At 72.5% G+C, this 10,746-nt stretch carries 4 protein-coding genes; 3 read left to right on the top strand and 1 reads right to left on the bottom strand.

What is annotated here, in order from left to right; genetic code table 11:
• The first annotated feature begins 15 nt into the window (after positions 1 to 15).
• The 3 genes from ABZ321_RS41495 (at position 16) to ABZ321_RS41485 (ending at position 9,483) form a co-directional block, all read left to right on the top strand.
• Positions 16 to 633 carry a hypothetical protein gene (locus tag ABZ321_RS41495; protein WP_344508782.1) on the top strand — a complete coding sequence of 206 codons (618 nt, stop codon included), beginning with the start codon at positions 16 to 18 and terminating at the stop codon, positions 631 to 633.
• Positions 634 to 820: 187 nt separating this feature from the next.
• The gene (locus ABZ321_RS41490; RefSeq protein WP_354901191.1) at positions 821 to 5,683 is read left to right on the top strand and encodes an NAD-glutamate dehydrogenase; all 4,863 of its coding nucleotides are present in this window, start codon (positions 821 to 823) and stop codon (positions 5,681 to 5,683) included.
• Between the two features lie 89 nt (positions 5,684 to 5,772).
• Complete coding sequence (locus tag ABZ321_RS41485) at positions 5,773 to 9,483, top strand: tetratricopeptide repeat protein (protein ID WP_354901189.1); 3,711 nt, start codon at positions 5,773 to 5,775, stop codon at positions 9,481 to 9,483.
• Positions 9,484 to 9,554: 71 nt separating this feature from the next.
• Here the strand turns inward: ABZ321_RS41485 and ABZ321_RS41480 are convergent, their stop codons facing one another.
• The gene (locus ABZ321_RS41480) at positions 9,555 to 10,742 is read right to left on the bottom strand and encodes a hypothetical protein (protein WP_354901187.1); all 1,188 of its coding nucleotides are present in this window, start codon (positions 10,740 to 10,742) and stop codon (positions 9,555 to 9,557) included.
• Positions 10,743 to 10,746: the final 4 nt, after the last annotated feature.

The following is a 10,746-nucleotide window of genomic DNA, read 5'->3' as shown; positions in this document are numbered from 1 at the left end:
CACGTGGGTCACAGGATGGACGGCGGACTCGAGAACGCCCTACGGGAAGGATGGTCCAGCGCCTGCCAGCTGTACGGGCATCTCCACGCCGGTGGCGAGCTGGCCGCGCTGCCGCCCGGCGCGGTACGCCTGAACCCGGGCGAGGTGGCGTACGCCGACACGATGCTCGGCTACGCCCGCTTCTACGGGACCACGGTGACGTACGAGCGCAACAGCACCTTCCTGCTCGGCTCGGCGGCGTTCGTCGCCGCCGGGATGGCCGCGACCGCGATCGCGAACTCGTCCGCGAAGCAGCGCGCGGCGGCCCAGGCGGCCGCCCAGTGGCGCGACCACGCCACCGTCCGGACCATCCTCACCAACCAGCGCCTGATGTGCGACTACCGCAACAAGTGGCTGAGCTTCTGGCACAACGGCGTCACCGAGCTCCAGGGCGACGTCACCCAGTGGCTGTTCGTCCTGCGCTACGAGGTCGGCGACCCGATCATGCTGCACGGCCCGGCAGCCCCCTGGCTCACGGTCAGCATCGCGCACCTGGTGTACGGCCCCGGCGGCCTGCAACTCCCGGGCCTCGCCGCACTCCCCCGCTCCATCGCCGAAGCCACCCACCAGCGCGCCATCGGCAACGGCACCTGACCTCGCGGCGCCGGCGACGGGGATCCTGGCCGGTCCGGGCAGGCCGAGAGACACTACAAGGAAGTGGCTGCTTGTCCTCCCTCGAGCAGACCTGGCCGTCTGCCCGGAGAAGCCACGAGCCACTGCACCGCCGCTGAGACGGATCAACACACTTGCCCACAGTGCCGTGGGTGAGGGGGAAGCACCGATGAACCGGCCCACAGCCACCCGGGTGAGCGCCGGCACTACCGGGCCTGCGATCAGGGACGACGAGCCGGAGCGGTACGTGCCCGACGCGGAGCACCTGGTCGCGGAGGCCGTCGACCTGGCGGCGGCCCGCGACGCCGACCCCGAGCTGGTCGCGCGCTTCTGGCGCCTCGTGCCAGACGAGGAGCTCGCCGGTTGCCAGCCGGCCTGGATGGTCGAGGCCACGCGGTCGCACCTGGAGCTGGCCCAGCAGCGGGTGCCCGGCGAGCTGAAGCTGCGTCTGGGCACGAGCACCGCCGATGGCACGTCGCTGGAGATCGTCACCGACGACATGCCGTTCCTCGTCGACTCGGTCACCAGCGCGCTGTCGTCGCGCAACATCGACGTGAACATGCTGGTGCACCCGCTCGTCGTCGTGCGGCGGGCGCCGCTGGGTGCGCTGGAGCGGGTCCGGGTCGGCGTCGAACCCGAGGACGCCGCGCCCGGCGACATCGTGGAGAGCTGGATCCGCATCGAGGTCGACCGGATCCGGGCCGAGGCCGATCTCGAGGAGCTGCGCAACGGCCTGGCCGGGGTGCTCGACGACGTACGTGAGGCGGTCGAGGACTGGCCGAAGATGCGCATGCAGGCGCTCGCGCTGGCCGACCAGCTCGGCGGCGCGCGGCTGCCGGTGCCGGACAAGGACGTCACCGACTCCGTCGAGCTGCTGCGCTGGCTGGTGGACGACCACTTCACGTTCCTCGGCTACCGGGAGTACCGACTGGTCAAGGGCGACGGCGGCGAGGAGCTGCTGGAGGCGGTCCTCGGCTCGGGCCTGGGCATCCTGCGGGCCGACCAGACCCGTCCGCTCGTGCTGAGCTCGATGACCGCCGAGGCCTACGCCAAGGCGATGGAGCAGCGGCTGATCATCATCACCAAGGCCAACTCGCGGGCCACCGTGCACCGCTCGGCCTACCTGGACTACATCGGGTTCAAGCTGTTCGACGCCGACGGCGAGGTGGTCGGGGAGAAGCGGTTCCTCGGGCTGTTCTCGTCGGCGGCGTACCGCACCAGCGTCCGTGACCTGCCGGTCGTCAGGCGCAAGGTCGCCGAGGTGGTGGAGCGCTCGGGGCTGTCGCCGCGCAGCCACTCCGGCCGGGATCTGCTGGAGACGCTGGAGACCTACCCGCGCGACGAGCTGTTCCAGATCTCCACCGACGAGCTGTTCCAGGCCGTCATGGGCGTGCTGCGCCTGGCCGGCCGCCAGCAGCTGCGGCTGTTCCTGCGCCGCGACACCTACGGCCGCTTCATCTCCTGCCTGGTCTATCTGCCGCGGGACCGGTTCACCACCGCCAACCGGCTACGCATCCAGCAGATCCTGCTCGCGGAGCTCCACGGCGTCGGCGTCGACTACGCCACCCGGGTCGGCGAGTCGAAGTTCGCCCGGGTGCATCTCATCGTGCGCACCGAGCCCGGCAACCCGCCCGGCGACATCAACGTCCGCCGCCTCACCGAGCGGCTCTCCAACGCCACCCGGATGTGGGACGACGACTTCCGGCTGGTGCTGGAGCGCAACCTCGAGGACGAGCAGCAGGCCAAGCTGCTCTACCAGCGGTATGGCGACGCGCTGTCGGACACGTACAAGAACGAGTACACGCCGTATGAGGCTGTGCAGGACGTCGCCAAGCTGGAGCTGCTCGACGAGCCGGGCCAGCTCGTGATGCACGTCTACCGGCGCGCCCGGGCCGAGAGCGACATCCGGTTCAAGGTGCTCCGTTACGGCAGGCCGATGATCCTGTCCGCCGTGCTGCCGGTGCTGCACTCGCTCGGCGTGCGGGTCACCGACGAGCGGCCCTACGAGATCGTCCGCTCCGACGGCACCATCTACCTCTACGACTTCGGGCTGCAGCTGCCGCCCGGCGCGCGGGCGATCACCGAGGTGCGCCCCGACCTGGAGAACGCGTTCTCCGCCGCCTGGCACGGCGAGGCCGAGGTCGACGGGTTCAACGCCCTGGCGCTGAAGGCCGGCCTCACCTGGCGCGAGGTCGTCGTCCTGCGGGCCTACGCGAAGTACCTGCGCCAGGCCGGCACGGTGTTCTCGCAGGACTACATGGAGACCACGCTGCTGCAGTACCCGGCGATCGCCTCGAAGCTCGTGGACCTGTTCACGGCCCGCTTCGACCTGCGGCTGCACCTGTCCGAGACGGCGCGGAGGGAGTGGTCGAAGGAGATGGTCGCGGCGATCAACGAGGACCTCGACACGGTGACCAGCCTCGACCAGGACCACATCCTGCGCTCCTTCCTGCACGTCATCCAGGCCACCCTGCGCACCTCGTTCTTCCAGCGCGGCGAGCAGGGGCGCCCCAAGTCGTACACGGCCTTCAAGCTCGACCCGCAGTCGATCCCCGACCTGCCGGCGCCGCGGCCGCGGTTCGAGATCTTCGTCTACTCGCCGCGGTTCGAGGGTGTGCACCTGCGCTTCGGTGCGGTGGCGCGGGGCGGGCTGCGCTGGTCCGACCGGCGTGAGGACTTCCGCACCGAGATCCTCGGCCTGGTCAAGGCGCAGGTGGTCAAGAACGCCGTCATCGTGCCATCCGGCGCCAAGGGCGGCTTCGTGCTCAAGGAGAAGCCGGGCGACCGTGACGAGGCGGTCGAGTGCTACCGGCTGTTCATCTCGGCCCTGCTCGACGTGACCGACAACCTCGACGGCGGCAAGGTGGTCGCGCCGCCCGACGTGGTGCGCCACGACCCCGACGACCCCTACCTGGTGGTCGCCGCGGACAAGGGCACCGCCACGTTCTCCGACATCGCCAACGAGATCTCGGTGGAGTACGGGTTCTGGCTCGGCGACGCGTTCGCCTCCGGCGGCTCCGCGGGCTACGACCACAAGAAGATGGGCATCACCGCCAGGGGCGCCTGGGAGTCGGTCAAGCGGCACTTCCGCGAGCTGGGCGTCGACACCCAGACCACCGACTTCACGGTCGTCGGCGTCGGCGACATGTCCGGCGACGTCTTCGGCAACGGGATGCTGCTGTCCCGGCACATCCGGCTCGTGGCCGGGTTCGACCACCGGCACATCTTCGTCGACCCGGACCCCGACGCCGCGACGTCGTTCGAGGAGCGGGCCCGGCTCTTCGCGCTGCCGCGGTCGTCGTGGGACGACTACGACAGGTCGCTGATCTCCGCCGGCGGCGGCGTCTACCCGCGGACGGCGAAGTCGATCCCGATCTCCCCGGAGGCGAAGGAGGCGCTCGGCCTCCCGGCGGCGGTCACCGCGATGACGCCCAACGAGCTGATGCACGCGATCCTGTCGGCCCCGGTCGACCTGTTCTGGAACGGCGGCATCGGCACCTACGTCAAGGCCACCGCCGAGTCGCACGTCGACGTCGGCGACAAGGCCAACGACTACATCCGGGTCAACGGCCGGGAGCTGCGCGCCAAGGTCGTCGGCGAGGGCGGCAACCTGGGTCTCACCCAGCGCGGCAGGATCGAGTTCGCGCTCGGCGGCGGCCGTGTCGCGACCGACTTCATCGACAACTCCGCCGGCGTCGACTGCTCCGACCACGAGGTCAACATCAAGATCCTGCTCGACCGCGCGGTCGTCGACGGCACGCTCGACCCGAAGGACCGCAACGCGCTGCTCGCCGGGATGACCGACGAGGTCGGCGAGCTGGTCCTGAAGGACAACTACGACCAGGCCACCACGCTGGGCAACGCCCGCGCGCAGTCCCGGTCGCTGCTGCCGGTCCACAAGCTGCTCATCGCCGACCTGGAGCGCCGCGGCCAGCTCGACCGTACGCTGGAAGCGCTGCCGACCGACGAGGACCTCGACGCGCGGGCCGCGACCGGCGTCGCGCTGACCTCGCCGGAGTTCGCCGTCCTGCTGTCCTATGTGAAGATCGTGCTCGAGCAGGAGATCCTCGACTCCGGCCTGCCCGACGAGGAGTGGACCACCGGGGTGCTCGTCGACTACTTCCCGACCCCGCTGCGGGAGCGCTTCGTGGAGGCGATGGCGGAGCACCCGCTGCGCCGCGAGATCGTCACCACGCAGGTGGTCAACGAGGCCGTCAACCGCGGCGGCCCGTTGTTCTTCCACCGCGCCGCCGAGGAGACCGGAGCCGGCGCCGCCGACATCCTCCGGGCGTCCGTGGTGATCTGGGACGTGTACGGGCTGGGCGAGCTCCGTCGCGCCGTCGAGTCCCTCGACAACCAGATCCCGACGGAGGCGCAGACGGCGGTCAACGTGAGGATCCGCCGGCTGCTCGACCGGGCGGTCCGCTGGCTGGTCTCCAACCGGCGCCTGCCGATCGACGTCCCCGGCGAGATCGCCCACCTGCGCCCCGGCATCTCGCGCCTGCTGCCGCGGCTGGAGACGCTGTTCCGCGGCCAGGAGCGCGAGGCGCTGCACACCAACGCGGCCATACTGCGCGGGCTGGGCCTGCCGGCGGAGGTCGCCGACATGACGACCCGGGTCATGTACGGCTTCGGCCTCCTGGACATCGTCGAGGTCGCCTCGCAGACCAGCCAGGACGTCAACGAGGTCGCCACGGTCTACTACGTGCTGTCGGAGTGGTTCCGGGTCGACGACCTGCTGACGAAGATCTCCAACCTGCCGCGCCGGGACCGCTGGCAGACGCTCGCCCGCATGGCGCTGCGCTACGACCTGTACGCCGCGCTGGCCGCCCTGACGGCGGAGGTCCTCCACGCGACGGCCCCCGACGACGACGCCGAGGCCCGCGTCCACGAGTGGGAGCAGAGCAACGCCATCTTGATCGCCCGCACCCGCAACGCCATCGGCGAGTTCGGCGGGTCTCCGGGCGACCTTGCCGCCATCTCGGTCGTGCTCCGCCAGATCAGGACGCTGGTCCGTACCTCCGCCGCCTGACCCTCATCCGCCGCGCGACCCCGTTCCGGCGAGCGGTCCTGTACCGGCGAGCGGTCCTGTACCGGCGAGCGGTCCGTCAGAGTCTCCCCGTGAGCCTCGATGCGTCGCTGACCGTGAACGTGTCCACCGTGCGGTTGCTGACGGACACCACCGACGTGTCGGCGCCGCACGGCGGGGTCAGGGCAGGGCTGGTCAACGCCCTGCAGGACGTGCGCCGCGGCCGGGCGCGGGCGGCGCACCAGCGCTCGCGCGACCTGCCCGCGCAGGGCGGTGGGCGAATGTCGCTGCGGCGTGCCGGCAGGCTGCTCGCCGAGTCCTTCCTGCCGCCGCCCGTCGCCGCCGCCCTCGCCGATCTGATCCGTCGTGCCGACGCCGGCACGCTCGACGTGCGGCTCGCCGTCGACGCGCCCGGGTTCGCGGCGCTGCCGTGGGAAGCGCTGCCCGACCCGGTGTCGGGCCGGCCGCTGGCGCTGCACCCGCTCGTGACCGTGTACCGCCTGGGCGGGGCGGACCGCGGCGAGGCGCTGCCGGGTCCACTGAGGATCGTCGTGGCGGTGGCGGCGCCGGAGCACGGCGGCGGGGCGCTGCTCAACTACGAGCACGAACTGCGCAGCGTGCTCGCGGCGGTCCGCGGGGCCAGGCGGGGCAGGGCGCGGGTGTCCGTCGTGGAGTTCGCGACGACGGCGGCGATCCGCGAGGCGCTCGACGTGCCGGGCGGCGTGCACGTGCTGCACATCTGCGCCCACGGCGCGCCCGGCGTGCTGTACCTGGAGGACGAGCACGGCGCGGCCCGCCCGGTCACCGCCGACGTCTTCCTGGAGGAGGCGGTGCCACCGGGCCGCATGCCGCCGGTGCTCGCGCTGGCGGCCTGCTACTCCGATGTGGACGGTGAGGGGCAGGGCCCGTCGTACGCGGCGCGGCTCGCGCAGCGCGGCGCCCGGGCCGTGGTGGGCACGCAGACCAGCGTCACCGACCGGTACGCGACGCTGCTGTTCTCCGCCGTGTACGCCGGGCTGACCCGGAACCTGGACCTGGCGCGGGCCGTCGGTGACGCGCGCCGGTCGGTGCAGCGCACGCTGGAGCAGTCACACGACGGTCTCGCCGCGTACGACGAGTGGGGTGTCGTCACGCTGCTGTGCGGGCAGCCGGACCTGTCCGTCGTCGACGACGCCGCCGAGGTGCCGGCGCCGCCGGTGCGGGTGCCGCGGCTGGGCGGGCTGGGGGCGCGGCGGTCGTTCGTGGGACGGCGGCACCAGCTGCGGGTGCTGCCGCGGGTGTTCACCGGCGACCGGTGGGCGGGCCTGGTGCTCAGCGGCATCGGCGGCATCGGCAAGACCGCCCTGGCCGCCGAGCTGGTCGTGTCGCTGGGCGCGGGCTGGTTGCTGGCGACGGTCGTCGGACCGGCCACAGTGGACGGTGTGCTCGGCGCGGTCGCCGCGGCGGTACGGGTGCAGCTGCTGCGGGCGCAGTCCGTGGACCCGCGCGTGGCGCACGCGGCCCGGGTCGCCGACCGTGTGGCGGAGCCGTGGCGGGACAGGTCGCGGCTGCTGCGCGAGGACGTGTTCGACACGCTGCCGGTGCTGCTGGTGCTCGACAACTTCGAGGACAACCTGGACGTCGGCGACGACAGCGCCGGCACGGTCCGAGACCCTGGCCTGGCGGCGTTGCTGGCCGAGCTGGCCGGCGACCCGGGCCGCTGCCGGCTGCTCGTCACGTCGCGGTTCCCGGTGCGGCTGCCGGGCGGCGCGGAGGACCGGTTGCGCCGCGAGACCGTGCCGCCGCTGAGCTTCGCCGAGACCGAGAAGCTCATCTGGTCGCTGCCGAACCTCGACCGCCACGGCGACCCGGAGTCGGTGTGGCGCACGGTCGGCGGGCACCCGAGATCCCTGGAGTACCTGGACGCGCTGCTCGGTGACGGCGAGGGCCGCACCAGCGAGATCACCCGCCGGCTGGCGCGGGCGGCCACCCCGACCCCGACCGCAGCTGGGGACGGGGACGGCGACGCCGCGATGGCCTCGGTGGTCGCCGTGGCCGCGGAGGAGATCCTGCTCGGCGAGCACCTGGCCCGGTTGTCGCGGGTCACCGGGGCGGTCGACCTGTTGGTGGGGCTGAGCGTCCACCGTTCGCCGGTCGACCTGTACGGCGTGGCGCACGCGGTGGGCCACACCGACCCGGACGCGGCGGTGACGCCGCACAAGCACGCGCTGCGGCTGCTGCTGGACCGGTTGGACGTGACGGTGGCCGACCTGAACGACGTGCTGGGCGACCCCGACAGTCCGCCGCTCGCCAGGGCCGAGCTGATGGAGGTCGTCGAGGCGTGCGGCGGGCTGCCGCGCCCCGCCCTGCGCCCACCGCCCGAGATGGGCGACGCGCTGACCGCGCTGGTCCACAGTGGACTCGTCGACGGCGACGACCTGATGCGCGAGTTCTTCGTGCACCGGTCGACCGCCACCGGGCTGCGGGCGTTCGCCGACACGACCGAGGCGCACCGGCGGGCCGCGGCGTTCCGGCGCTGGCGGGTGCACAGCTGGCCGCAGCCCGCGGCGGGTGACGCCCACGACCTGACCGAGGCCCGGCACCACCTGCTCGCCGCCGGTGAGGTGGCGCAGGCGGTCGAGGTGACGGGCGAGCTGTGTGCCGTCCTGGAGGCGTTGGGCGCGTGGGACGTGGAGGCGGGCGTCATCCACGACACCCTGCGGCTGCTGCCCGCCGGCGACCCGGCGCGCGGCCGCTTCGAGGGACAGCTGGGCATCATCGCGTACCGCCGCGGCGACGTCGTGGAGTCCGAACGCCTGATCCGCCTGGCGCCGGACCCGGCGGCCACCGCCTTCCAGCTGGGCCGCGTCGCCCAGGACCGCGGCGACCACGACGAGGCCGAGCGGCTATACCGGTCCGCCGGGGACACCGCCCTGGTGCACCACCAGCTGGCGATGCTGATGTACCTGCGGGGCGAGCACGCCGAGGCGGCGGCCGCGTTCGAGCGCAACATGGACCGGTTCCCGGCGGACGGGACGACGGTCGCGGCGTCCCACCACCAGCTGGGCCTGCTGGCGCGGCTGCGTGGCGACCTCGCGACGGCGCGGGCGCGGTACACCTCGGCGCTGGCGATGGCCGAGGCGCTCGGCGACCGCCAGGCGGTCGGGCGGGAGCTGCACCAGCTCGCGGAGCTGGCCCAGCAGCGGGGTGACCTGCGGGACGCCGCCCGGCAGTACCACCAGGCGCTGGACATCGCGGAGGAGCTCGGCGACACGGCGGCGGTCACGGCGATCTGGCACCAGCTGGGCCTGCTGTCCGAGTCGGAGGGCGACCTGACCGAGGCGGAGCGCCTGTACCGCCTGGCGCTCGCGGAGGCGGAACGCCTCGGCAACCGGCGCGACGCGGCCGTCGGGCACCACCAGCTCGGCAACGTGGCCCAACGCCGCGGCCACCTGGACGACGCGGAGGCGCACCACACGCTGGCGTTGGAGCTGTACCGGCGGCTGGCCGACCGCTCGGGCGAGGCGGCGACCTGGCACCAGCTGGGCATGCTGGCGTCCCAGCGGGGCGACGGCGCCCTCGCGGAGGAGCTGACCCGCAAGGGCATCGCCATGAACGCGGCGCTCGGCAACCCGATGGACGAGGCGACCGGCTGGAGCCAGCTGGGCAACCTGGCCGCCGCCCGCGCCGACCGGGACGCGGCGATCGCGCACCACGAGCGGGCCGTGGAGCTGCACCGGCTCGCGGGCACGCCGGCCGCCTACGACGAGATCCGCCTGCGGGCGCTCCGCGAGCCTGGGCGACCCATTCCAGATCTGGCGTGAACCCTCGCCGGGCGGTCCGGGTCATCCGCCGCGTCGGATGGCCCGGACCGTCGACCTCCGTCTCGCGGCGGTCAGCGTGGGACGTAGTGCATCGTCGTGACCACGTTGGACGACGCCTGGATGTTGGCCGGCGGGAAGGCCGTGCTGAGACTGGAGATGAACGCGATCAGATGGGTGTCGACGTTCGGCGTGGGCGGGGTGTAGCCGGTCAGCGAACAGACCGACCCGTTGCCGCAGAACGCGATCCGGACACCGGTGTCAGCGTCGAAGATCTCGATGTACCAGGGTGTCGGCGTGACGCTCGAGTTGGCCGTGGCGGTGACCGTCTCGGTCGTCTGCGTGAACACCGGCGCCGTCAGGCTGACCCGGAGCCCGCTGTTGGACCAGGTGACCCAGTTGATCAGGCTGGTGGCCTGCACGGCCGGCAGTGGGAAGGTGGCGCTGTTGTGCGACACGAACGCCCGGTACCTGTGCGTCGTCGCGCTCGACTGGGCGATGCTGACCGAGCAGCTGGTGCCGGTCCCGCAGATCTGCACCCGGGCGCCGGTGGTCAGGTCGAAGATCTGGGTGTAGAACGGCGACGGACCGACGTCGAACGCCGTCGTCGCGGTCAACGTCACGGCGCTGCCGATGCTGGTCGTCGTCTGGCTGGTGCTCAGCCCGACGGTCGTCGAGTGCCAGTCGACCAGGACGAACGGCGGGTTCGACGCGACGATCTTGTTGCCGGCGGCGTCGCTGATGTCGGCGCTGAACCAGGCCGAGTCGATCACCGAACTGGTCGCGTCGACCGAGCAGGTGGTGCCGGTGCCACAGATCGCGAACTGCGTGGAGTTGCGGTAGATCCGGATGTAGTACGGCGTCGGGCCGACGTCCTGGTTCGCCGTCGCCGTGATGTGGGCGTTCTGCGTCACCCAGAACACGGAGGTCATCACGCCCTCGCTGGTGGGCGCCATGCCGGGCACGTTGAGGGACACCTGCCAGCCGGCGGCCAGCATGGCCTGCCGCTGCGGCACGGCCGGCTTCACCGGCAGGCCCGTGCCGAGCTGCACGTTCGGCCCGTGCGACGGCGCGGCCGGCAGCGGCTTCGCGGCGACGTTCGAGTTTGCGCCGGTGACGGTGGACGTGCCGGTGCTCCTACTGGTGCTCCCAGCGCCGCCCGCGGCGGCTGGTGTGGCGGACACCCCGACGAGCAGCGTGAGCGCCGCGACGGCGACGGCGGCGAAGGTGGCGGTTCGCGGCCAGGCACGGCTGGACACCATGGCG

This window comes from Dactylosporangium sp. NPDC006015, assembly GCF_040614215.1.
GTDB lineage: Bacteria > Actinomycetota > Actinomycetes > Mycobacteriales > Micromonosporaceae > Dactylosporangium > Dactylosporangium maewongense.
This window is presented reverse-complemented; position numbering and strand designations above follow the sequence as displayed.

What these genes read in the sequence shown, in the direction of transcription:
- ABZ321_RS41495 (WP_344508782.1), top strand. Translation starts at nt 16, where the DNA reads ATGGACGGCGGACTCGAGAACGCCCTACGGGAAGGATGGTCCAGCGCC.
- ABZ321_RS41480 (WP_354901187.1), bottom strand. Translation starts at nt 10,742, where the DNA reads ATGGTGTCCAGCCGTGCCTGGCCGCGAACCGCCACCTTCGCCGCCGTC.
- ABZ321_RS41490 (WP_354901191.1), top strand. Translation starts at nt 821, where the DNA reads ATGAACCGGCCCACAGCCACCCGGGTGAGCGCCGGCACTACCGGGCCT.